Below are 22,838 nucleotides of genomic sequence, written 5' to 3'. Positions count from 1 at the left end.
TCAGGCGGCGCCGCCGAGCGCCCGCGGCTCCATGAACGTGTGGCGGAAATAGTCGCGCACCGCGTGCATCGCGGGGCTCAGCTCGATGTTCTTGCGCCACGCGAGCCCCACGCTCATCGGCGGCACCGGGTCGCGCAGCACGATCGTCTCGATGCGGCGCCCCTCGAGCGACCACGGGCGATACACCATGTCGGACAGGATCGCGACGCCGCTGCCGTTCGCGACCATGCTGCGCACCGCCTCGACCGACGACGTGCGCAGGATCACGTTCGGCCGGTACGGCGTCTCGTTCCAGTAGCGCAGCGCCGTCTGCCCGGCTTCGTCCACGGTCAGCATCACGAACGGCTCGCGCGCGACCTCGGCGAACGTGACGCTCTCGCGCTTGAGCAGCGGATGATGCGCGCCGACCCACAGCCTGCGCACCGAATGGATCACGGGCTCCAGCACGAGCTCGGGGTTCGACACGTTCGACGTCAGCAGCACGGCCATGTCGTACCGGCCCGCGATCAGCCCCTCCTCGATCGACTCGCGGTTCAGCTCGTGCAGGTGGATCGTCAGCCGCGGATAGAGCGTGTTCAGCCGCAGCACGTGATGCGGCAGGAAGTAGCCGAGCACCGTGTAGCTCGCAGCGATCGCGAGCGTGCCGGTGAGCGTGCTTTCCAGGTTCGGAATCCGCATCGCCTCGTCGACCGACGACAGGATCGTGTACGCGTGATTGAGAAAGCGCCGCCCGGTGTCGGTGAGCGTCACGCCCGCCGGCAGGCGCAGGAACAGTTGCGTGCCGAGACTGTCCTCCAGCTCCCTGATCGCACTCGTCACGGCCGACTGCGAGATGGTGAGCTGGATCGCCGCCTGCGAAATCTGTCCGAGCTCGGCGGTCGCGACGAAGTACTTGAGCTGTCTGAGGGTCAGGGCCATGTGGGATCGAAAACCGGTTGGAGGCGCGACAAACATCATATCAACCGTTCCGCCGGCCACCATCCGGTGCCGGCGAAATCGGCTACGCCCAGGCCCGGCGGCTCTGTGCGGCCGATCCGGGTGATATCTGAAAAATCGATACCTCGGCATCCAAAAATAGAACTTTTTTGACGCACCCCACGCGACTAACCTCGGTTCAACACGGATTCGCCCTGCGCCGCCGCGCACGCGAACCGGAGAACCTGGAGGAACGAACCGTATGAGGAAGCACAGCGTCGACCTGAATTCCGACATGGGCGAAGGCTTCGGCCCGTGGACGATCGGCGATGGCGTCGACGAGCAGATCATGCCGCTCATCAGCTCGGCGAACATCGCCACCGGCTTTCATGCCGGCGATCCGAACATCATGGCGCGCACGGTACAACTCGCGCGCGACGCCGGCGTCGGCATCGGCGCGCACCCCGGCTTTCGCGACCTCGTCGGCTTCGGCCGACGCACGATCGCCGAAACGCCGCAGGCGCTCGTCAACGACATCCTGTACCAGCTCGGCGCGCTGCGCGAGTTCGCGCGCCTGAACGGCGTGAGCCTGCAGCACGTGAAGCCGCACGGCGCGCTCTACATGCACGCGGCGGCCAGCGAGGCGTTCTCGCGGCTGCTGATCGAGACGCTGCAGCGCGTCGATCCCGGCCTGTGGCTCTACTGCATGGAGGCGTCCGTCACCTACCGCGTCGCCGCCGAGTACGGCCAGCCGGTGATCCGCGAGTTCTACGCGGATCGCGACTACGACCGCAGCGGCTCGATCGTGTTCACGCGCCGCGTCGGGCGTCTCGACCCGCACCAGGTCGCCGACAAGGTGCTGCGCGCCTGCATCGACGGCAAGGTGCGCACGGTCGACGGCGACGACATCGACATCGACTTCGATTCGGTCTGCATCCATAGCGACACGCCGGGCGCGCTCGATCTCGTGCGCGAGACGCGCGACGCGCTGGTTCGCGAGGGTATCCGGACCGCCGGCCCGCAGCCGCTCGCCGCGCATCACTGAACCCGATTCAAGGAGACACACGATGGCATTGCACGATATCGTCAGCCCGCTGCCGGGCACCTTCTACCGGCGCCCGTCGCCCGACGCGGACTACTACGTCGCGGTCGATGCCGCGGTCGCCGCCGGCGCCGTCGTCGGCCTCGTCGAAGTGATGAAGCAGTTCACGGAGATCGAAGCCGACGTGGGCGGCCGCGTCGCCGAGCTGCTCGTCGAGGACGGCGAGCCGGTCGACGCGGGCCAGGTGCTGATGCGGATCGAGGGGTGACGCGATGAATCCGGCAACCTCCTCCGGCACCTTCTATCGCCCGTCGCGGATTCGCACCGTGCTGATCGCGAACCGCGGCGAGATCGCGGTGCGCGTGATTCGCGCGGCGCGCGAACTCGGCATGCGCGCGGTCGCGGTGGTCAGCGACGCGGACCGCGACAGCCTCGCCGCGCGCATGGCCGACGAAGCGATCCACATCGGCTCGTCGCATGCGGCGAAGAGCTACCTGAATCCCGCCGCGATCCTCGACGCCGCGCGGCAATGCGGCGCGGACGCGATCCATCCCGGTTACGGTTTCCTGTCCGAGAACGCCGCGTTCGCCGCGCAGGTCGAGGCGGCCGGGCTGATCTTCGTCGGCCCCGACTCGCAGGTGATCGCGACGATGGGCGACAAGGCGCGCGCCCGCGACACCGCGCGGCGCGCGAACGTGCCGACGGTGCCGGGCAGCGACGGCGTCGTGCAGTCGCTCGACGAGGCACGGGAAGTCGCCGCGCGCATCGGCTATCCGATCATGATCAAGGCGGCCGCGGGCGGCGGCGGGCGCGGCATCCGCGTCGCACACGATGCGGCGCAGCTCGACGCCGAACTGCCGCTCGCGCAGCGCGAGGCGCAGGCCGCGTTCGGCGACGGCGGCGTCTATCTCGAACGCTTCATCGCACGCGCGCGGCACATCGAGGTGCAGGTGCTCGGCGACGGGCGCGACGTCGTCCACCTGTTCGAACGCGAATGCTCGCTGCAGCGCCGCCGCCAGAAGATCCTCGAGGAAGCCCCGTCGCCGTCGCTCACGCCCGCGCAGCGCGACGCGCTGTGCGCTTCGGCGACGCGCCTCGCGCGCGAAGTCGGCTATCGCAGCGCGGGCACGCTCGAATACCTGTTCGACGACACGCGCGGCGAGTTCTACTTCATCGAGATGAACACGCGCATTCAGGTCGAGCATCCGGTGACCGAAGCGATCACCGGCATCGATCTCGTGCGCGAGACGCTGCGCATCGCCGACGGCGAACCGCTGCGCTTCGCGCAGCAGGACATCGCGATGCGCGGCGCGGCGCTCGAATGCCGGATCAACGCGGAAGATCCGCTGCAGGATTTCCGGCCGAATCCCGGCCGGATCGACACCCTCGTCTGGCCGACCGGCCCCGGCGTGCGCGTCGACTCGCTGCTCTATCCGGGCTACGTCGTGCCGCCGTTCTACGATTCGCTGCTCGCGAAGCTGATCGTGCACGACGAGAGCCGCGCGGCCGCGCTGCAGCGGCTCGCGCGCGCGCTCGGCGAACTGCAGGTCGGCGGCGTCAAGACCACCGCGCCGCTGCACGTCGCGCTGCTTGCCGACGACGACGTGCGCGCCGGGCGCTATCACACGAATTTTCTCGAGGCATGGATGCCGCAGTGGCGCGAAGCCGCGACGGCGGCCGCGCGCGAGCCCGCAGCCGAGGACGCCGCGCGCGTCGGGGAGGCCCTGTGACGACCCGTTATACATTCGGCGGCGACGAGTTCGTGTTCGTCGAAATCGGCGAAGCCATGTCGCTGGACGCGTTCTTCAAGGGCACGGCGATCACGCGCGAGCTGCAGCGCCGCGCGGTGCCTGGCATCACGGAGATCTGTCCGGCGAACGCGTCCTACCAGGTGCGCTACGACCCCGACGTCATCGATCCGGACGCGCTCGTCGCGCTGCTGAAGACGGTCGAGGCCGAGGTCGGCGATGCGCCGCTCGAACTCGACACGCGCATCGTCGAGATACCCGTGCTCTACAACGACCCGTGGACGCATGAAACGCTGATGCGGTTTCGCGAGCGCCATCAGGACCCGTCGTCGACCGATCTCGAATACGCGGCGCGCATCAACGGCAAGCAGGACGTCGACGCATTCATCGCCGCGCACGCCGGCTCGCCGTGGTTCGTGTCGATGGTCGGCTTCGTCGCGGGCCTGCCGTTCATGTACCAGATGGTCGAGCGCGCGCGCCAGCTCGAAGTGCCGAAATACCTGCGCCCGCGCACCGACACGCCGAAGCTCACCGTCGGCCACGGCGGCTGCTTCGGCTGCATCTATTCGGTGCGCGGCGCGGGCGGCTACCAGATGTTCGGCGTGACGCCGGCGCCGATCTTCGATCCCGAACAGCGGCTCGACTATCTGCGCGACTTCATGGTGTTCTTCCGGCCCGGCGACATCGTGAAGTTCACGCCGATCGACCGCGATGCATACGACGCCGCCGTCGCGGCCGTCGAAGCCGGCACGTTCTCGCTGCGCGTGCGCCCCGTCAAATTCTCGCTCGACGCGTTCCTGCGCGATCCCGATGCGTACAACCGTTCTCTCGTCGAGGTGCTGCATGCAAGCTGACGCGCACAACGTGATCGAGGTCGTGAAACCCGGCCTCGCGACATCGGTCCAGGACACGGGCCGGCAAGGCTACTACCACGTCGGCATTCCGCCGTCGGGCTCGCTCGACCAGTACGCATCGCGCGCGGCGAACCTGCTCGTCGGCAACCCCGAACAGACGGCCGTGCTCGAATGCACGCTGCTTGGCCCCGAGCTGATGTTCCATGTCGACGCGCTCGTCGCCGTCACGGGCGCCGAGATGACGCCGAAGATCGACGGCGTCGGGCAACGCTGCAACGTCGCGCTGCGCATCCGCGCCGGCAGCGTGCTGTCGTTCAACTACGTGAAGGGCGGCGCGCGCGCGTACCTGGCCGTCGCGGGCGGCATCGACGTGCCGGTCGTGCTCGGCAGCCGCTCGACGTATGCGCTCGGCGCGATCGGCGGCCATGCGGGCCGGCGCCTGCAGAAGGGCGACCGGCTGCCGATCGGCGCCGTGCCCGGCACGCCCCGCGAAGGGCGCGAGCTGCCGGCGTCGGTCAGCCGGCCGCTCGAGAGCCAGGTCGAGCTGCGCGTGCTGACGGGCCTGTACCACTACCGGCTCACCGACGCCTCGGCGCAGACGTTCTTCGACGACGAATGGACGGTCGCGCCCGAGGCGGATCGCATCGGCTACCGCTACAAGAACGGCCGTCCGCTGCAGTTCCGGCCGCGCGAGCAGCCGTTCGGCGCGGGCGCCGATCCGTCGAACATCGTCGACGCGTGCTACCCGATCGGCTCGATCCAGGTGCCGGCCGGGCTCGAGCCGATCATCCTGCATCGCGACGCGGTGTCGGGCGGCGGCTACGCGACGATCGGCACGGTCATCAGCGCCGACATGGACCTGATCGGCCAGATGCAGCCCAACCACCGCGCGCGCTTCGTGCGCGTGACGATGGCCGATGCGCTCGCCGCACGCCGCGAGTACCAGCGGCGCCTCGCGCTGCTGCGCGCCGTGCTGCGGGACTGAGCGCCGCACGCCCGGCCGCCGCGCCGGGCATCGTTCGCGGCCGCACGCCGCCGCCTCGCGCTTTCCGCATTTCGTTGACCGTTGTTCGTTTCCCGCCCGCGCGACCGCGCGTCGCGCGGCGGGGACGCTTGCGCGCTTTTCCTGCCGGACCGGTTGCCCGCCCGACGTCGGGGCAGCCCTGCGGATCGCATGTGCCGCGGCCGAGACGTCATTCGCAGTTTTTGCTCATCGAGGAGCACGATCATGGCCAACCTGGCTCAGGCACGCACCGGCGAGGATCTCGATCTGTCGACGGTCGCCATTCCCGATCACGCGCGCATGCCGCCCTTTTCGCTGACGATGGCGTGGTGGGCCGTGTGCAGCGCCGTGTTCTACATCGTCGTCGGCGCGACGCTCGCGCTCACCTACGGCGCGCGCAACGCGCTGATCGGGATGGCGCTGTCGGTCGTCTCGTACGGCGTCGTCAATTCGATCATCAGCCGCTATGCGATCCGCACCGGCCTGTCGGTCGCGCTGTTCTCGCGCGTGCTGTTCGGCAGCGCGGGCGCCGCGCTCGCGACGCTGATCTTCTTCGCGACGGCGATCTACTACGCGGTGTTCGAAGGCTCGGTGATCGCGGTCGCCGCGCACCACCAGTTCCCGGCGCTCGACTACAAGTGGGCGGCGCTGATCGTCGTCTGCTACAGCGTGCCGCTCGTGTTCGGCAGCGTGCAGCACTGGCTCGACAAGTTCAACGGCGTGCTGCTGCCGTTCTACCTGTTCGGGCTGCTCGCGGCGGTCGGGCTCGCGACGGCCGAGTACGGCTACAACGCGGCATGGCTCGATTTCGGCCCGGCTAGCGCCGCGCCGGCCGGCGGCTGGTGGCACTGCTTCGTCTACTACATGGGCGTGTGGGTACTGATGATGTTCACGTTCGACTATGCGCGTTTCGGGCGCAAGGAAGACGCGGGTTATCACGGCCGCTTCAACTTCGGGATGCCGTTCTATCTCGTCACGTTCCTCGTCAACGGCGCCGCGGGCATCTATCTCGTCAGCACGATTCCGGGGCTCGGTACGCTCTCCGAAGTATCGGTCGTACTCGCGTTGCTGAAGCTGATGGGCGTATGGGGGTTGCTGTTCGTGTGGGTCACGCAATCGCGCATCAACACCGCGAACTACTATCTCGCGGCGGTCAACATGCAGGCGTTCTTCCTGAAAACGGCCGGCCTGCGCGCACCGAAATTCGTGTGGGCGCTCGTGGTCGGCGCGGTCGTCTATGCGCTGATGATGGCCGACATCTTCTCGCGGATCCTGCAGGCGCTCGCCTACCAGGGCATCTTCGTCGTCGCGTGGGTCGGCGTCGCGCTCGCGCACATCCTGTCGGCGCGTTACGGCCAGCTCGTCGGCGACGACGTCGAATGCCGCGACGCGCATGTGCCGACGTTCAACCCGGGCGGGCTGACCGCGTGGTTCGCCGGCGCGTTCGCGGGACTCGCGCTGAACCAGGCGACGGGGTTCGCCGCGTCGCTGTCCGCGCCCGCGACGTTCGTCGTGTCGTGGGCGGTGTATCGCGCGCTGCTGGGCACCGCGAAACGCACCTGGTTCGTACGCAATACGTAACCGTGCACGCGCCGCCGCGCATCACCCGATCGTCTGCACCGCGTTGCCCTGCGCGTCGCGGATCACGGTCTTCTCGACGCGCCAGCGCACGCCGTCGAGCCCGTCGACCGCATATTCGCCGGCGCGCGGCTGCAGCGTGCGCGCGAAGGCCTGCACCGTCGCGTCGGTGAGCTGCAGCGTCAGCGTGCCGTCCGCGTCGGTCACGCCGTTCGCGTCGCCGCGCACGAAGCGCACCGCGCCGTCGTGGCCGACGAGGCCGAACGGCCGGTCGAACGGCAACCGCAACGGCAGCAACGTGACGAGTTCGTCGACCTGCCGCGCGCCGACGGTGATCTCGACGACCGGCGCGCGCAGCAGCCGCTTGCGCGTTTCCCAGCCCAGCACGTCGGTGAACAGGTAACCGCTCGACGAACCGTCGCGCCGCGTGCCTTCGTCCACTTGCGCGCGCACGTCCGCGCGCTCGAGCAGCGACGCGCGATCGAGATCGGTCACCCACAGCGGCAGGTGCGGCAGCAGCGTGTCGAGCAGCGCGCGCGTGCGCCAGCGCTTCGCGGCGCGCTCCTCGTCGAGCGTCAGCCCGACGATCTGCAGGAACGCGAGGCGGCCGTGCGGCGTGTCGATCGCCGGCAGCTCCGGATCGAATGCGAAGCCCATCGAACAGAGCGCCGTGCCGGTGTCGAGCGCGATCGGGCCGTTGGCCGTCATCCAGTGGCCGTCGTCGAATGCGTTGCCGCTCTGGAACACGTAGCGCGCAAGGTTCTGCAGGAAGCTGAACGCCCAGTTCGGCGGCGCTTCGTCGCCCGCATCGCAGGCGACGCGCAACGTCAGCTCGAACCCGAAGCCGCTGACGGCCGGATCGTCCGACTCCTTCGCATACAGCTCGCTCAGCCCGTACGTGACGAAATGCCAGTGCGGCACGGGCGCCGCACGCTTCCACACGCTGATCCCGTCGAGCGGATCGGGGCCGCCGAGCCGCCACTTGATCAGCGTGCCGTAATGCTTCGGCTCCTGGCCCGGGTAAAGCCGCGCGAGCGCGCCGTCGATCGCGTCCCAGCCCGGCGCGGCGTCGTCGCCCGCGCCGCCCTGCGTGTCTTGCGTGGCGTCCGTCATGCGGCCCTCTCTCGTCGGTCGTGCTTCGTTGTTCTGTCGTCGTTGCAGGACATCGCACGCGTCACACGTGCGAGGCGGCCCCGTCGATGGTCGCGCGCACCTTCGCGACGAGCACTTCGTCGACGGGCGCCAGCACCTCGCCGCGCGGCCGCACGCCCGAGCCGAAATGCACCGCGCGCACACCGGTGGCGCGAACGAAATCGCCGACCGCATCGACCGTGAGCCCCGAGCCGGCGAGCACCGTGCACGTCGCGCCTTCGGCCTGCCGCACCATCCGCGTGATCGTCGCGGCCGCGTCGAGCACCGACGGATGGCCGCCCGACGTCAGCACCGACGTGACGGCCGGCACGCGCAGCAGCGCGTCGAACGCGGCGTTGAGATCGCGCGATACGTCGAAGGCGCGGTGGAACGTCAGCGCGCGGCCGTTCGCGGCGGCCGCGATGCGCGCCAGCGCATCGAGATCGACATCGCCGCGCGCGTCGAGCGCGCCGAACACGACGCCATTCGCGCCGGCCGCGACGGCCGCGCGCACGTCGCGTTCGATCACGCGCAGGTCGTCGGCGTCATAGACGAACGACCGGCTGTGCGGACGCACGATCACGTTGACGGGAATCGGCACGGCGGCCACGACGGCTTCGATCAGGCCGATGCTCGGCGTCAGCCCGCCTTCGCTGATCGCGGTCACGAGTTCGAGGCGGTCGGCGCCCGCGCGGGCGGCGGCCTTCGCATCGCCGACGGTCGTGGCGATCACTTCGAGGAGAACGGAGGAAGCGGCGTTTCGGTTCATGGGCGGCCCGCGAATCGTCAGGACAATTCGCGCATCCTAGCCGAGCCGCGTGACGGGCGCCAGCGTGCCGGGCGCCGCGTGCGTCAGCCGCGCCGCACCAGCCACATGCCGACGAGCGCGGACACGGCCATCACCGTGATGCCGGGCGCGAACCGGAACATCCGGATGCCGACGTGCACGCCCTGCTGCTCCAGCACGTCGACGATCCCGGGCGACAGCGCGACCGACGCCATGCCCGTCATCCCGAGCGCCGTCACGGCGGTCGCGGCGAGCAGCGCGATACCCGCGCTCCGCGCGCGCGGCCGGAACGCGCCGGCGAACGCGCCCGCAACGAGAAACACGGCCGAGAGCGCGAACTGCATGCCGACGTACACGACCATCACGGCTTCATGGCCGACCTTCACGAACACGACCATTTGCGCGGCGATCACGCATAGCCCCGCGATCGCGAACAACACGATCGCCAGCGCATTGCGCGCGAAGCTCATGCGCTCGCCTGACGGAAATACGCGGTCGCGGGGCGCCGGAACAGCAGGTAGACGAACAGCGCGAACAGCAGGAAGCCGGGGATCAGCACCGCGAACATCGACGGCGGCATGTTGACGAACGAGAACGCGAAGCCGAGCACGGACGTCGCGACGTAAGCCTTGCGCGACCACTCGCGGCCCTTGAGGATCGCGATGCCGATCACGACGTTCGCGGCTTCGATGATCACGCTGATGCCGAGCGTCGCCCACACGGGCAGCAGGTAGTGCGACAGCAGCGCCTGGGTGGTCGGCATGCCGATCGAGAACGGCGTATAGACGCACGTGATCGCGTTGGTCACGATGATGACCCAGGCGAGGATGGTCAGCGAAATCGGTCTTTTCATTGTGTTGTCCTTTTATTCGCCGCCATGGTGGCCCCCGGGACGGCGCGACCGCGGTCACGACGGCCGCGATCGGGCCATTGTCGGGGAAGCCCACGGGGAACGCAACGACCGGCCCGCGCGGGCGCGCGCCGGTCGTCCGGACCATCGCCTGCGGTGCGCGCGGCGCTAGCCGGCGGCCGCTTCGTCGTCGCTCCAGTCGATATCGCCGCACAGCACGCGCTGCGCATCGCCGACGCGCACGGCCACCGACAGCGTCACGCACGGCTGCGCCTCGTTGATCGACAGGTACGGCCGCGTGACCTGCACACGCCCCGGTTCGGCGATCGCCGTGCGGAAATACGGCCGGCGCAGCCAGTTCGCGCCCTGCGCGTCGGCCAGCGGCGAGAAGCGCGCCTCGCTCAGCGCGCGATCCGCGCGCAGCACGACGTTGCGCCCCGACTGCCGGCCATGCGCGTCGAGCAGGAAGCAGCGCGCGGCGGCGTCGAGCGCGAGGAAGTTCCAGCACACCTCGTCGAGCGGCTCGCCGGCCGCGAGGCGCTCGGCCGCACGCTCGAACGCGCGCAGGTACGGCGCGAGCCGCTGCGCATCGCGCCGCTCGCGCGCCTCGGTCTGCTGACGGAAGCGCTCGGTCAGCTCGCCGATGCAGCCCGTCGCGGCCGCGCTGTCGGGCAGCCCCGGCGCCGGGCGGCCGAAGTAGTAGCCCTGCACGAAATCGGCCTCGCACGACAGCGCGATCTGCGCTTCGTGCTCGGTCTCGATCCCCTCGACGAGCACGAGCTTGCCGGCCTCGTGCAGGAGCGTCACGAGCCCGTGCAGGATCGCGGTGAGCCCCGTGCGGTGCGCCGCGTGCGACAGCATGATCCGGTCGAGCTTCACGATGTCCGGGTTCAGCTGCCAGATCCGCTCGATATTCGAGTGGCCCGCGCCGAAATCGTCGAGCGCGATCAGGAAGCCGTGCGTGCGGAATTCGCGCACGGCCTCGGCGAGCCGCTCGACGTCGTCCGCGCGCTGCTCGAGCACTTCGAGCACGATGCGGCGCGCCGGCATGCCGAGCCGCTTCAAGTTCGCGAGCAGCGCGGCCGCCTGGAACGGGTCGGTGAGCACGCCCGGATGGACGTTGAGAAACAGCCACTCGCGCTCCGCGCCGAGCAGCGCGAAGTTCTCGAGATGCAGCGCCTGCGCGAGCCGGTCGAGCTGCAGCAGCTCGCCCTGCCGCGCCGCTTCGCCGAACACGTCGAGCGGCGACACGGCGCGGTCGAGCGCATCGTGCGCGCGCAGCAGCGCCTCGTAGCCGACCGCACGCTGGTGCGACAGGCTGAATATCGGCTGAAACACGGTCGTGAGCGTCAGGTCGCGATGCTGCGTCGCCAGACGTTCGAGGCCGGAGCTCATCTCCCGCTCGAAACGGTACGGCGACGCGGCGGCCGGACGCTCCTGTTGCACGATCGTCATACCTTCCTCCTGGTGATGCTCCCGAACGCGGCGGCTGACGAAACGGACGGCGCGTGCATTGTCATGATGGACCCTCGGTTGCCCGGTCGATGCCGGACGGCTGCTCAGCATCAAGCAAGCTCCGTGCAAGGTGCGAACAACCCATGCGCCGCGCGGGCGCGCCGGGCCGACGCACCACCGTGGCACGCGCCGATGCACCATTTTCGTGCGCACGCACCGGCCGCTCGAGCGCAGTCGTCACGCTGGCACGCTACACTCCGTACGATCGTTTCATTCCCCGCATTCGCCGTATCGATGGAAATCGTCTTCACAGTCCTGATCCTGCTGCTCACCGTCGCGCTGTCCGGCGCCGTCACGCGCATCCTGCCGTTGCAACTGCCGCTGCCGCTGATGCAGATCGCGTTCGGCGCGCTTCTGGCGTGGCCGAAGTTCAACCTGCACGTCACGTTCGATCCCGAAATCTTCATGCTGCTGTTCATCCCGCCGCTGCTGTTCGCGGACGGCTGGCGGATTCCGAAACGCGAGCTGTACCTGCAGCGCCGCGCGATCCTGATGCTCGCATTCGGGCTCGTGTTCATGACGGTACTCGCAGTGGGCTACTTCGCGCATTGGCTGATTCCCGAGTTGCCGCTGCCGATCGCGTTCGCGCTCGCGGCCGTGCTGTCGCCGACCGATGCCGTCGCGCTGTCGGGCATCGCCGGGAAGGGCCGGATCCCGCCCCAACTGATGCACATCCTCGAAGGCGAGGCGCTGATGAACGACGCGTCGGGCCTCGTCGCGCTGAAGTTCGCGATCGCGGCCGCGCTCACCGGCGTGTTCTCGCTGCGCGCCGCGTCGGTCACGTTCGTGATCGTCGCCGCCGGCGGGCTCGCGACGGGCGCGATCGTGTCGTGGGTGTTCAGCGCGCTGTCGACGCGTTTCCTGAACGCCGAGCAGGAAGGCGATCCGGCCCCCGGTATCGTGATGACGCTGCTCGTCCCGTTCGCGGCCTATCTGTTCGCCGAGCATCTCGACCTGTCGGGCGTGCTCGCGGCCGTGTCGGCCGGGATGATGATGAACTACACGAGTTTCTCGCGCAAAAGCACCGTCGCGTCGCGCGTGCGCGCCGAAAGCACGTGGGCGATGATCGAGTTCGTGTTCAACGGCATGGTGTTCATCATGCTCGGGCTGCAGTTGCCGCACATCATCGGCCGCGCGCTCGTCGACGCGCATCACACGAGCGACGCGCTCGTCGGCCGGATGATCTTCAACGTGTGCGCGATGATGCTCGCACTGTATGCGATCCGCTTCCTGTGGGTCTGGCTGCTGCGCTGGATTGCGAGCCGCCGCGCGGCGCGCCAGGGCCTCGCGGGCACGATGGCCGGCGTGCGGACGATCGCGGTGATGACGGTCGGCGGCGTGCGCGGCGCGGTCACGCTCGCCGGCGTGCTGTCGATTCCCGTCGCATTGTCGGACGGCTCACCGCTGCCGGGGCGCGACACGGCGATCTTCGTCGCGTCGGCCGTGATCCTCGGCTCGCTCGTCGTCGCGGTGATCGGCCTGCCGCTGCTGCTGCGCGGCGTGCGCTCGTCGCGCAACCCGCTCGGCGACGAGGAGCGCATCGCACGCTCGGCCGCCGCGCAGGCCGCGATCCGTGCGATCGATTCGTCGCACGACGCGATCTCGGCCGATCTCGACGAATCGGGCTCCGCGCGCTGCGCGGACATCTCCGCACGCGTGATGGACCAGTATCGCCGCCGGCTCTCCGTACTGGCCGAGGACAGCCCCACGCCGCGCGCGGAAGCGAAGCAGGCCGAAACGATGGAGCTGCAGATGCGGATTGCGGCCGTGCGCGCGGAACGCTCCGCGCTGTACCGGCTGCGCAGCGAGAGCAAGATTTCCGACGAGACGCTGACGAAGCTGATCCGCGAGATCGACCTGTCGGAGACGGCGCTGTCCACGCGCAAGAAAGGCATCATCTGACGCGGCGGCCGATGGCCGTGCGCCCCCGCCGCCTATAAAAAAAACGGCGACGCTCCAGGCGTCGCCGTTTTCACTTCCGCGCGCGTTCGCGTTACTTCGCGACGACGACCGGAATCCCCTTCAACATCCCCGCGCCCTTCATCTCGTCGAGCGCGTGCTGCACGGCCACGCTCGTCGCCGCGTCGATGCCGAGCTGCAGCGCGAGCTCGCGCTCCGCACGCTTCACGCCGGCCAGGTTGCGCACCTTCACGTGGCCGAAGCCGCGCACGCGTGCGTGCAGGTCGGCCAGCTGCGTGACCTGCGCCGCGTTGGCGGCCGTCGTCGCGGCGAGCGCGCGCGTGAGCGTCGTCTCGTAGTCGTCGGCGAGCGCACGCTCCATCCGGCGCTCGACGGTGCGGCCGAACGGATCGAGCCACGTGCCGCGCAGGCTGCGCACGCGCGCCAGCATGCCGAACACCGGCCACATCCACTGGCCGAACACGCGCTTCTTCGGCGCGCTGCCGTCGCTGCCGGCCTTCGCGACCGTCGGCGGCGCAAGGTTGAACTTCACGCGGTACGCCTGCCCCGGCACGCCTTCGAACTGCGCTTCGAGCGCGGTACGGAACGCGTCGTCTGTGTAGAGCCGCGCGACCTCGTATTCGTCCTTCACCGCGAGCAGCCGGTAGAACGTCGTCGCGACCGCGCGCGCCAGCGCGTCGTCGCCCTTCGCGCGCGCCGCATTCACGAGCGCACGGTAGCGCTCGACGTAGCGCGCGCCGCCGTATGCGTCGAGACGCGCTTCGCGATCGGCGACCAGTTCGGCCAGCGTTTCCGGCGCGGCGTGCACGGCCACCGCATGACGCGCATTCCACAACGCGTCGAGGCCCGCCGCGTCGCCGGCCGCCATCCGGCCGATCGAGAACGCAAGCTTGTTCATCGGCACCGCGACGTTGTTCAGCTCGATCGCGCGCATCATCGCGGCGAGCGACACCGGCACGAGGCCGAGCTGCCATGCGTAGCCGAGCATCAGGATGTTCGCGCCGATGGAATCGCCGAGGAACTTCGCGGCGAGCGCCTGCGCGTCGCAGCTCGACAGGTAGCCTTCGCCGGCCGCGTGATGCATCTTCTCGAGCAGCGCGTCCGCATGCAGGTTCGCGTCCGGGTTCTGCACGAACGACGCGTTCGGAATCCGGTGCGTGTTGACGACGATGCGCGAACGCTCGTGGCGCACCGTCTGCAATGCTTCGGCGCTCGCGCCGACGACCATGTCGCACGCGAGCAGCACGTCGGCCTGCTGCGTGTCGATGCGCACCTGGTTCAGCCATTGGTCGCTCGACGCGATCCGCACGAACGACAGCACCGAGCCGCCCTTCTGCGCGAAGCCCATGAAGTCGAGCACCGACGCGCTCTTGCCTTCGAGGTGCGCGGCCATGCTGATCAGCGCGCCGACCGTGACGACGCCCGTGCCGCCGACGCCCGTCACGAGCATGTCGAACGGCGCGGCATCGAGATGCGTCGCCGGCACCGGCAGCGCGTCGACGCGCGCGGCGAGCGCCGCTTCGTCGAATGCGGCGCCCGCGGCCTTCTTCAGCGCCGCGCCTTCGACCGTCACGAAGCTCGGGCAGAAGCCGTTCACGCACGAATAATCCTTGTTGCACGACGACTGGTCGATGCGGCGCTTGCGGCCGAGCGGCGTCTCCAGCGGTTCGACCGACAGGCAGTTCGACTGCACGCCGCAATCGCCGCAGCCTTCGCACACCGCGTCGTTGATGAACAGGCGCTTGTCCGGGTCGGGGAACTCGCCTTTCTTGCGGCGGCGGCGCTTCTCGGCCGCGCAGGTCTGGTCGTAGATCAGCACGGTAACGCCCGGCGTCTCGCGCAGTTCGCGCTGCACCGCATCCATCTCGCTGCGGTGATGGAACGTCGTGCCTTTCGGGAACAGCCCGTGATGGCCGTCGTACTTCTCCGGTTCGTCGGACACGACGACGAAGCGCGACACGCCTTCCGCCTCGACCTGCCGCGCGATCTGCGGCACCGAGATGCTGCCGTCGACCGGCTGGCCGCCCGTCATCGCGACCGCGTCGTTATAGAGGATCTTGTACGTGATGTTCGCTTTCGCGGCGACCGCCTGGCGGATCGCGAGGATGCCCGAGTGGAAGTAGGTGCCGTCGCCGAGGTTCTGGAACACGTGCTTGGTGTTCGTGAACATCGCGTGCGCGGCCCAGTCGACGCCTTCGCCGCCCATCTGGATCAGCCCGGTCGTGTCGCGCTCCATCCACGACGCCATGAAGTGGCAGCCGATGCCGGCCTGCGCGATCGAGCCTTCCGGCACCTTCGTCGACGTGTTGTGCGGGCAGCCCGAGCAGAAGTACGGCGTGCGTTTCACCGCGTCGGCCTCGTTCGACAGGATCTGCGGCGCGACGAGATCGACCACGCGTTCGCGGCGGTCGAGCGCCGGCTTGTGGCGCGCGAGCCATTCGGCGAACACCGGCAGGATGCGCGACGGGCGCAGCTCGCCCAGCTCGGACAGCAGGCAAGCGCCGGCCGCGTCGTGCTTGCCGAGCACGCGCGGGCGCGCGCCTTCCGTGCGGTTGTACAGGGTGTCCTTGATCTGCTGCTCGATGACCGGGCCTTTCTCCTCGATCACGAGCACTTCCGACAGCCCGTCGACGAAGGTTTCGATGCGCGTCATTTCGAGCGGATACGACAGGCCGACCTTGTAGATCCGCACGCCGGCCGCGTCGAGATCGGCGACCGTCAGGTCGAGACGGCGCAGCGCTTCCATCAGGTCGAGGTGCGCCTTGCCGCAGGTCACGATGCCGACGTTCGCCTGCGCGCTCGGCGCGATCCACTTGTCGATGCTGTTGGTGCGCGCGAAATGGCGCACCGCGTCGAGCTTCGCGGCGAGGCGCGCCTCGATCGTCAGGCTCGGCAGGTCGGGCCAGCGGTTGTGCAGGCCGCCCGACGGCGGCGTGAAGCCTTGCGGCGCCGGCCATTGCGTCTGCAGCGCGTCGAGATCGACGGTCGAGCCCGACTCGACCGTTTCGGAGATCGCCTTGAAGCCGACCCACGCGCCCGAGTAGCGCGACAGCGCCCAGCCGTACAGGCCGAATTCGAGCATGTCCGCGATGTTCGCCGGATTCACGACCGGCATGTGCCACGCGATCATCGCGAAGTCGCTCTGGTGCGGCATCGACGACGACACGCAGCCGTGATCGTCGCCCGCGACGACGAGCACGCCGCCATGCGGCGACGAACCGTACGCGTTGCCGTGCTTCAGCGCGTCGCCGGCACGGTCGACGCCCGGGCCCTTGCCGTACCACATTGCATACACGCCCTCGACCGTCCGCTCCGGATCGGCCTCGACGCGCTGCGTGCCGAGCACGGCGGTGCCGCCGAGTTCCTCGTTGATCGCGGGCAGGAAGCGCACGCCGCTGCCGTCGAGCAGTTTCTTCGCCTTCCACAGTTGCTGGTCGACCATGCCGAGCGGCGAGCCGCGATAGCCGCTGACGAAGCCGGCCGTGTCGAGCCCCTGCTCGGTGTCCACGGTGCGCTGCATCAGCAGCAGGCGGACCAGCGCCTGCGTGCCGGTCAGGAAGATCCGGCCGCGCGTCGCGGTCAGGTTGTCGGTCAGGCGGTAGTCGGACAGGGCGGGCGTGCCATCCACGGGCAGGCGGGCGGTCATGGGGGATGTCTCCTGATTTGTGCTGTTCTGGGCTGCGCGGCGGGGGCGTCGGGCGACGCGTGGACGCCGGCAGCGAATGGCTCTATTTTTTCGCGCTCGCACGAGAATGTTTTTTCTCATCTTGCTCGGACGGGCCCGTAGCGAGAAAAACTGCGCAGGTTTTTGTCGGGATTTGAGAGAGTTTTCGCGCGCGGTGGTGGGGTGGGTTTCGCGAGGGGCGGATGCGGGAGAGTGGATCGGGGGAACAATCGTGGCTTGCCGGAGCATGGCCGGCTGGCGCGGCGGAAGGCTTCCGGGCCTTGTCCGGCAAGGGTTTCGGGGGATGTGGCGGCCAGCCTCACCGTTGAAATGCACAGCGTTCGGATTGGTCGGGCATGCAGGATGTCCACAATGCGCCGGGCTCGCCGCCAACCGGGCTCGCACGCTCACCGTTCGAATGCACAGCGTTTCGACTGGCGTCGGAGCGGGGATGTCCACATCCGGAATCGGTCTGCGGGTCGCTCGGGCGTCGACACTCACCTTTGAAATTCACAGCGTGGCGAGTGGATTTCGATGGCGGATATCCACATCGTGGCCAGCGCATTTCGTCGGTCCGTTGTTCGCGCTCACCGTTCGAATACACAGGTGCGCGAGTGGGTTCGCCCGGAGGCTCTCCAGGTCGGAGCGCGTATGCCGGGCAGTCACCGGTTCGCACTCACCGATGAAAAACACAGGGCTTCGAGTTGATGCGGCGACAGATTTCCACGACCGAACCGGGGCTGCCGTCGGGCCGCGTGCGCGCCTTCACCGTTGAAATCCACAACGCTTCGAGTGGACGCGGTGACGGTGATCCACGTCTGAACCGGCGCCGCTGCCCGGCCATGCACGCACCCTCACCATTCGAACCCGCAGCAGCGCTTCAAACGGATACGGTGATGGTTATCGACGTCGGAACCCACACCACCGCCTAGCCACGCACGCACCCTCACCGTCGAAAACCACAGCGCTTCGAGTGGCCTGGAGAGGCGGATATCCACATGCGTGCAATTCCGTTGGTCCCCATGAACGCGCATGATCTGGGGTCACGACGACCGGGAGTCCACGCCGGTGTCGGCACGCGGTCCGATCGGGCATCGACACTCACCCTCGAAATACACAGTGCCGCGAGTCGTTTCGTTGGCCGGATATCCACACTGAAATCCGCGCTGCCTTCGATCGCGCGCCTTCACCCGAGCGGGAAATAGACGGTGCCTGGGACGGCGTTGTCGGCCGAACGATCACGTTGTGACCGACAGCCCACCACGGGCGCGCCAACGCTCACCATTGAATGACACGGCGCGTCGAGTCGCTTGAGAAGGCCAGGATACGTAGCGAAAACTGCCGATTTCGGACCACGCATCTGCAGTCACCGTTAGAATGCACGCCCCTTCGGGTGGATTCCGGTACCGGACATCCGCATCGCGGCGCACTCGCAATTCAGCCACGCATCCGCGCGGTTCGGCTAGAATGCGCGGCGCTCTGAACTACGCCAAAGGTCTGGACGGCCCGCCGGCACTGGCGCAACGCACGATCGGGCGCCGACGCTCACCGTTGAATTTCACAGAATTTCGCGTCGTTCTCGGGTCGGTTATCCACAACCCGATTCATACGCGGCGCGGCATCCGGTCATCCTCACCTGTGAAATGCACAGCGCGCCGAGTCGTTTCGGTGCGAGGATATCCACAACGCATCGCGCGAAGCGGCCTTCGTCCGCGCATCGGCAAAACCCGTTCGTCGCAGCGGCCCGCTACAGTCGGGCAATCACCGGAAACCCCTGTCCGGACAGCCTTCGGCGGCACACTCACCATTCAAAAGCACAGCGTTTCGAGTCGCCTTGGTCGTGGGTTATCCACATCCGTCCCATTGCGCCTCTCTCGACAGACACGCGTTCGCGAACGGCTCACTCGGCGATCGAACGGATGACCTTCGCCGGATTGCCGCCAACCAGCGTATTCGCCGGAACGTCCTTCGTAACGACAGCCCCGGCAGCGACCACCGAGTTTTCACCCACCGTCACGCCGCCGATAATCGTCGCGCCGGCGCCGATCCACACGTTCCGTTCGATCGCGATCGGCTTCGCGACGACGCCGTCGCGGCGCCGCGAAGGTTCGACGGGATGGCCGGACGTGATGAGGCTGACGTTCGGCCCGATCATCACGTCGTCGCCGATCTCGAGGCCGCCCAGGTCGTAAAACGTGCAGTTCTGGTTGACGAACACATTGCGCCCGATCGTCATGCCCGCACCGCCCGTCGCATGGAACGGCGGGATCAGCTGGAAGCCGTCGTTCACCCGCGTGCCGATGAGTTCGCTGAACAACGCGCGCACTTCGTCCGCATCGTCGAACGTCAGGCGGTTGAGTTTCGCGGTGATCGCCATCGCCCGCTTGACCTCGGCCACCATGGCCGCCGATTCCGGCGTTCTTCGCGGAATCATCGTGGTGCGATCGTCGTTTGCCATTCGTGACTTGTCTCCATGCAGGGGCGAACCGGCCGTTGTTCTGCGCGTCGCAACGCACGGACGATCGCAATCGGACGCCTGCGATGCTACGCGCGGGGATGCTGCGCAATCGACGCGGCGCATTGCAGCCATGCCGATTTACATCAGGATTTTTCGCCAATATTCTTGACTAGTTTCAATATAACTAGTCAATCAATGACCTCATTTGGCAGCACGCTTTGCGGGGCTTTTTGCCCGATTGACGCCCGTCACAACCCATCGAACCAAGCACGCCAACCTCGCCGCGCGCCCCTGTCCGAACCTCCCACGCTCGGGTACGCTTGAGCATCCACCGGACCGACACCTGCACCCAAACGCGGAGGCATGATGAAGCTCTACTACTGGCCGAAGACCCGGGCATTCCGGGCGTTGTGGATGCTCGAGGAAATCGGCGTGGTGTACGAACTCGTGCCGATCGACCTGCGCTCGCACGAACAGGGAAGCGACGCGTTCGTCCAGGTCAACCCGATGGCCAAGCTGCCCGCGCTCGACGATGCCGGCGTGCCGTTCGCCGAATCGGGCGCCGTGCTGCTCTATCTCGCCGACCGTTGCCCCGGCGCCGGGCTCGGCATCGCACCGGACGATCCGCTGCGCGGCCGTTTCCTCCAATGGCTGTTCTTCACGCCGACCTGCCTCGAACCCGCGATGGCCGAAAAATTCACCGGCGCATCGGGCAATCCGGTCGCATTCGGCTGGGGCAACATCACACGCGTGCAGCGCGCGCTCGCGCAGGCGCTCGCCCATAGCGCGTGGCTCGTCGGCGATCGCTTCACCGCAGCCGACCTGCTGCTCGCCAGCACACTGAAGATCGCATTCGACGCGCATCTGCTGCCGCACGAAGGCGTGCTCGGCGACTATGTCGCGCGCGCGGAGGACCGCGACGCGTTTCGTCGCGCGGTCGCGATCGAACAGCGCGAAGCGGCGCGCCTGCTGCACGCGTGAGGCGCGAGCGGCAGCGCTGCCGCCCCGCCCCGAGCCCCCGCCTATGCAGCCGGCCCCGGCGTCGGGGCGCCGGCTTCGACCACCACACCCGGCGAGCCGCGCTCGTCGGCGTCGACATCGACCGGCACGACCTCGTGGAAATGCGTGTAGTCGATGTGCGTGATGCCGTCTTCGTCGTGCATCAGGTCGACATAGCGGTGACGCCAGCGGATCTCCCCATGCGCCCATGAGTGACGCGCCTGCATGACCTGCGCGGTCGTCTCGTCCGAACCCTCGATCGTGATCAGCAACGACGCGTCGCGCGCGGCGAGCGATTCGGGCGTCTCGCCGAACAGCGCGCTCGACTCGTCGATCACGTGCATCAGGTTCCAGCCAAGCAGGAAGATCGGATGCTCGCTGCGCACGAGCGGCAGATCGTGGATCTTGCGCAGCGAGTAGCCTTCGTGCGTGCCTTCGACGCGCATCAGCCGCAATTTCGCCTGCGCCTCGGCAATCACGTTCTGACGCGCATTCGCGGCGCGCACCATCAGCGTCATCCGGCCGTTCAGCGGCCGCACGATCGCGTAGCGCGCGAACAGGATCTTCGCCTGCGGCCGGGAAAACCGTGCGAACACGAGCCCCGTGGCCAGCGCGATGCTCGACATCCCGACGAAGATCTCGAAGGTCGCGACCAGGTGCGCGTACAGGGTCTGCGGATGCATGTCGCCGTAGCCGACGGTCGCGAGCGTCTCGACGCTGAAGAAGAACGCACCGCCGAACCCGGCCGGCGACTGGTTCGCGATCGGCGCCTGCCCGAGCAGGTAGAGCGTCGCGAAGCCGCCGTTGAGCAGCAGGAACAGCACCGCGAGCGACAGGAAGAACACGGGCCAGCTCACGGTCAACGCGCGGTGATAGAAGTCGCGCCAGCCGAGCGGCGGCATCCCGTACGCGATCACCGGGCGGGTGCCCGACCAGATCTTGCGGCCACGGCCGCGGGAGGCTGGGGAGGACGAATCGACGTTCATCGCGCGGTGCCGGTTGCAGGGAGGCGATGAGCGTAGCACGCGCGGCGGCGGTCGGGAATGCGTGCCGATTCGGGATGAAAATGCGCGGCGCCGTCGGCATGTGCGGCCGCGTCGCGCAAAAAAAACCGGCCGCTCAGGCGGCCGGCTGCATCGTCATCGTGCGGGGACGCGCGCAACGCGCACCGCGCTCACTTCCGGTCGACGATCACCTGGTCGAACGTGCCGCCATCGGCGAAATGGGTTTTCTGCGCGTTCGCCCAACTGCCGAAGACCTGCTCGACGCTGAACGTCTTCAGCGGCTTGAACTCGGCCGCATGCTTCTTCAGTACGTTCGCATCGCGCGGGCGCAGATGGTGCTGCGCGATGATCTCCTGCGCTTCCGGCGTGTACAGGAAGTCGAGATACGCCTGCGCGACCTTGCGCGTGCCTTTCTTGTCGACGACCTTGTCGACGACGGCGACGGGCGGCTCCGCGAGGATGCTCGCCGACGGATACACGGCGTCGAACTGCGCGCCCGATGCGCCGGTGTCCATCAGCGCGACTTCGTTCTCGAACGTGACCAGCACGTCGCCGATGCCGCGCTGCGTGAATGTCGTCGTGGCGCCCCGGCCGCCCGAGTCGAGCACCGGCACGTTGCGGAAGATCGCCTTCTCGAAGTCGATCGCCTGCTGGTCGGTCGCGCCCTTCTGCTTCTGGAAGCCCCATGCGGCGAGATACGCGTAGCGGCCGTTGCCCGACGTCTTCGGGTTCGCGATGATCACCTGGACGCCCGGCTTCGCGAGATCGCTCCAGTCCTTGATCGCCTTCGGGTTGCCCTTGCGCACGAGGAACACCATCGTCGTGGAGTACGGCGAGCTGTTGTCCGGGAAGCGCGCGCGCCAGTCCTTCGACAGCAGCTGGCCGCGCTCGGCGAGCAGGTCGATGTCGTTCGGCTGGTTCATCGTCACGACGTCGGCCTGCAACCCCTGCAGCACCGACAGCGCCTGCGCGCTCGACGCGCCGTGCGACTGCTTGAGCGCGACGGTCTCGCCGGTCTTCTGCTTGTACGCGGCGGCGAAGCTCGTGTTGATGTCCTTGTACAGCTCGCGCGTCACGTCGTACGACACGTTCAGGATCGACGTGTCCGCGTAAGCGGCGCCCGCCGCCACGACCAGCGCCGCCGCCGCGCCCGTGTGCAGCCAGCGGCCGATCCCCTTCATGCTTGCCATCGTGATATGCCCCGTTTCCAGTGGTGGTGAATGTGCGTGACGGCACGCGTACGCGCTGTCATCGAAACGTAAGCGGGCATTCTAGCGGCCGGGCGCGGCGGCCCTTCCAATCAGTCGTGGAAAGCAAATCTCGAATCCTGCTAAACGGCGGCGGACGCTCCCGCGTGCGCCTGATCCGGT

General features: G+C 68.2%; 18 protein-coding genes. 8 read left to right on the top strand and 10 right to left on the bottom strand.

Annotated elements, in window-relative coordinates; all coding sequences use genetic code 11:
* Nucleotides 1-918, bottom strand: coding sequence for a LysR family transcriptional regulator (locus tag BBJ41_RS13975; RefSeq protein WP_069746887.1), 918 nt, complete (start codon nt 916-918; stop codon nt 1-3).
* 259 nt (nt 919-1,177) lie between these two features.
* On the opposite strand from BBJ41_RS13975, the gene BBJ41_RS13970 reads away from it, so the two are divergent.
* The 6 genes from BBJ41_RS13970 to BBJ41_RS13945 all read left to right on the top strand — a co-directional run bounded on the left by BBJ41_RS13970 (nt 1,178) and on the right by BBJ41_RS13945 (nt 7,143).
* Nucleotides 1,178-1,960 carry a 5-oxoprolinase subunit PxpA gene (locus BBJ41_RS13970; RefSeq protein ID WP_069746886.1) on the top strand — a complete coding sequence of 261 codons (783 nt, stop codon included), beginning with the start codon at nt 1,178-1,180 and terminating at the stop codon, nt 1,958-1,960.
* A gap of 22 nt (nt 1,961-1,982) precedes the next feature.
* Nucleotides 1,983-2,225 (top strand): acetyl-CoA carboxylase, encoded by a 243-nt coding sequence (locus BBJ41_RS13965; protein ID WP_069746885.1) that lies wholly within the window; start codon nt 1,983-1,985, stop codon nt 2,223-2,225.
* 4 nt (nt 2,226-2,229) lie between these two features.
* Nucleotides 2,230-3,687, top strand: a complete 1,458-nt coding sequence (locus BBJ41_RS13960; protein ID WP_069746884.1) for an acetyl-CoA carboxylase biotin carboxylase subunit — start codon at nt 2,230-2,232, stop codon at nt 3,685-3,687.
* Entirely contained in the window at nt 3,684-4,559 is an 876-nt protein-coding gene (locus BBJ41_RS13955) for a 5-oxoprolinase subunit B family protein (protein WP_069746883.1), read from the top strand. The genes BBJ41_RS13960 and BBJ41_RS13955 overlap by 4 nt, the downstream gene beginning before the upstream one ends.
* A complete protein-coding gene (locus tag BBJ41_RS13950) occupies nt 4,549-5,544 on the top strand; it encodes a 5-oxoprolinase subunit C family protein (protein WP_069746882.1) in 996 nt (331 codons plus the stop codon). The genes BBJ41_RS13955 and BBJ41_RS13950 overlap by 11 nt, the downstream gene beginning before the upstream one ends.
* Before the next feature lie 243 nt (nt 5,545-5,787).
* Entirely contained in the window at nt 5,788-7,143 is a 1,356-nt protein-coding gene (locus BBJ41_RS13945; protein WP_069746881.1) for a purine-cytosine permease family protein, read from the top strand.
* Between the two features lie 21 nt (nt 7,144-7,164).
* Here BBJ41_RS13945 and BBJ41_RS13940 read toward each other — a convergent pair whose 3' ends face one another.
* From BBJ41_RS13940 to BBJ41_RS13920, 5 genes are all read right to left on the bottom strand, one after another.
* Entirely contained in the window at nt 7,165-8,253 is a 1,089-nt protein-coding gene (locus tag BBJ41_RS13940) for a suppressor of fused domain protein (protein WP_069746880.1), read from the bottom strand.
* Between the two features lie 61 nt (nt 8,254-8,314).
* Nucleotides 8,315-9,040: a copper homeostasis protein CutC gene (locus BBJ41_RS13935; protein WP_069746879.1), complete on the bottom strand. Its 726-nt coding sequence runs from the start codon at nt 9,038-9,040 to the stop codon at nt 8,315-8,317.
* An 83-nt stretch (nt 9,041-9,123) separates the two neighbouring features.
* Complete coding sequence (locus tag BBJ41_RS13930; protein ID WP_069746878.1) at nt 9,124-9,528, bottom strand: hypothetical protein; 405 nt, start codon at nt 9,526-9,528, stop codon at nt 9,124-9,126.
* Nucleotides 9,525-9,911 (bottom strand): hypothetical protein, encoded by a 387-nt coding sequence (locus tag BBJ41_RS13925; protein ID WP_069746877.1) that lies wholly within the window; start codon nt 9,909-9,911, stop codon nt 9,525-9,527. The genes BBJ41_RS13930 and BBJ41_RS13925 overlap by 4 nt, the downstream gene beginning before the upstream one ends.
* Nucleotides 9,912-10,076: 165 nt before the next feature.
* A complete protein-coding gene (locus BBJ41_RS13920; RefSeq protein WP_069746876.1) occupies nt 10,077-11,363 on the bottom strand; it encodes a sensor domain-containing phosphodiesterase in 1,287 nt (428 codons plus the stop codon).
* A 294-nt stretch (nt 11,364-11,657) separates the two neighbouring features.
* Here BBJ41_RS13920 and BBJ41_RS13915 point away from each other — a divergent pair, with 294 nt between their 5' ends.
* Nucleotides 11,658-13,325: a Na+/H+ antiporter gene (locus BBJ41_RS13915; RefSeq protein ID WP_069746875.1), complete on the top strand. Its 1,668-nt coding sequence runs from the start codon at nt 11,658-11,660 to the stop codon at nt 13,323-13,325.
* Nucleotides 13,326-13,416: 91 nt separating this feature from the next.
* On the opposite strand, the gene BBJ41_RS13910 is transcribed toward BBJ41_RS13915, so the two are convergent.
* Entirely contained in the window at nt 13,417-16,989 is a 3,573-nt protein-coding gene (locus tag BBJ41_RS13910) for an indolepyruvate ferredoxin oxidoreductase family protein (RefSeq protein WP_069746874.1), read from the bottom strand.
* Nucleotides 16,990-18,907: 1,918 nt separating this feature from the next.
* A complete protein-coding gene (locus BBJ41_RS13905) occupies nt 18,908-19,465 on the bottom strand; it encodes a sugar O-acetyltransferase (protein WP_069746873.1) in 558 nt (185 codons plus the stop codon).
* Nucleotides 19,466-19,831: 366 nt separating this feature from the next.
* Here BBJ41_RS13905 and BBJ41_RS13900 point away from each other — a divergent pair, with 366 nt between their 5' ends.
* Nucleotides 19,832-20,446, top strand: coding sequence for a glutathione S-transferase family protein (locus BBJ41_RS13900; RefSeq protein ID WP_069747704.1), 615 nt, complete (start codon nt 19,832-19,834; stop codon nt 20,444-20,446).
* A gap of 41 nt (nt 20,447-20,487) precedes the next feature.
* Here BBJ41_RS13900 and BBJ41_RS13895 read toward each other — a convergent pair whose 3' ends face one another.
* Together BBJ41_RS13895 and BBJ41_RS13885 are read right to left on the bottom strand one after the other, a co-directional pair.
* Entirely contained in the window at nt 20,488-21,450 is a 963-nt protein-coding gene (locus BBJ41_RS13895) for an ion channel (protein WP_069746872.1), read from the bottom strand.
* A gap of 188 nt (nt 21,451-21,638) precedes the next feature.
* Entirely contained in the window at nt 21,639-22,658 is a 1,020-nt protein-coding gene (locus tag BBJ41_RS13885) for a sulfate ABC transporter substrate-binding protein (protein ID WP_069746870.1), read from the bottom strand.
* Nucleotides 22,659-22,838: the final 180 nt, after the last annotated feature.

Origin of the sequence: Burkholderia stabilis, assembly GCF_001742165.1 — a bacterium.
GTDB lineage: Bacteria > Pseudomonadota > Gammaproteobacteria > Burkholderiales > Burkholderiaceae > Burkholderia > Burkholderia stabilis.
Note: the sequence above shows the minus strand (reverse complement) of the source record. Positions and strands in the feature narration are given on the sequence as shown.

Coding starts and splice junctions, on each gene's coding strand:
- BBJ41_RS13975 (WP_069746887.1), bottom strand. CDS start 918: ATGGCCCTGACCCTCAGACAGCTCAAGTACTTCGTCGCGACCGCCGAG.
- BBJ41_RS13970 (WP_069746886.1), top strand. CDS start 1,178: ATGAGGAAGCACAGCGTCGACCTGAATTCCGACATGGGCGAAGGCTTC.
- BBJ41_RS13965 (WP_069746885.1), top strand. CDS start 1,983: ATGGCATTGCACGATATCGTCAGCCCGCTGCCGGGCACCTTCTACCGG.
- BBJ41_RS13960 (WP_069746884.1), top strand. CDS start 2,230: ATGAATCCGGCAACCTCCTCCGGCACCTTCTATCGCCCGTCGCGGATT.
- BBJ41_RS13950 (WP_069746882.1), top strand. CDS start 4,549: ATGCAAGCTGACGCGCACAACGTGATCGAGGTCGTGAAACCCGGCCTC.
- BBJ41_RS13945 (WP_069746881.1), top strand. CDS start 5,788: ATGGCCAACCTGGCTCAGGCACGCACCGGCGAGGATCTCGATCTGTCG.
- BBJ41_RS13940 (WP_069746880.1), bottom strand. CDS start 8,253: ATGACGGACGCCACGCAAGACACGCAGGGCGGCGCGGGCGACGACGCC.
- BBJ41_RS13935 (WP_069746879.1), bottom strand. CDS start 9,040: ATGAACCGAAACGCCGCTTCCTCCGTTCTCCTCGAAGTGATCGCCACG.
- BBJ41_RS13930 (WP_069746878.1), bottom strand. CDS start 9,528: ATGAGCTTCGCGCGCAATGCGCTGGCGATCGTGTTGTTCGCGATCGCG.
- BBJ41_RS13925 (WP_069746877.1), bottom strand. CDS start 9,911: ATGAAAAGACCGATTTCGCTGACCATCCTCGCCTGGGTCATCATCGTG.
- BBJ41_RS13920 (WP_069746876.1), bottom strand. CDS start 11,363: ATGACGATCGTGCAACAGGAGCGTCCGGCCGCCGCGTCGCCGTACCGT.
- BBJ41_RS13915 (WP_069746875.1), top strand. CDS start 11,658: ATGGAAATCGTCTTCACAGTCCTGATCCTGCTGCTCACCGTCGCGCTG.
- BBJ41_RS13910 (WP_069746874.1), bottom strand. CDS start 16,989: ATGACCGCCCGCCTGCCCGTGGATGGCACGCCCGCCCTGTCCGACTAC.
- BBJ41_RS13905 (WP_069746873.1), bottom strand. CDS start 19,465: ATGGCAAACGACGATCGCACCACGATGATTCCGCGAAGAACGCCGGAA.
- BBJ41_RS13900 (WP_069747704.1), top strand. CDS start 19,832: ATGAAGCTCTACTACTGGCCGAAGACCCGGGCATTCCGGGCGTTGTGG.
- BBJ41_RS13895 (WP_069746872.1), bottom strand. CDS start 21,450: ATGAACGTCGATTCGTCCTCCCCAGCCTCCCGCGGCCGTGGCCGCAAG.
- BBJ41_RS13885 (WP_069746870.1), bottom strand. CDS start 22,658: ATGGCAAGCATGAAGGGGATCGGCCGCTGGCTGCACACGGGCGCGGCG.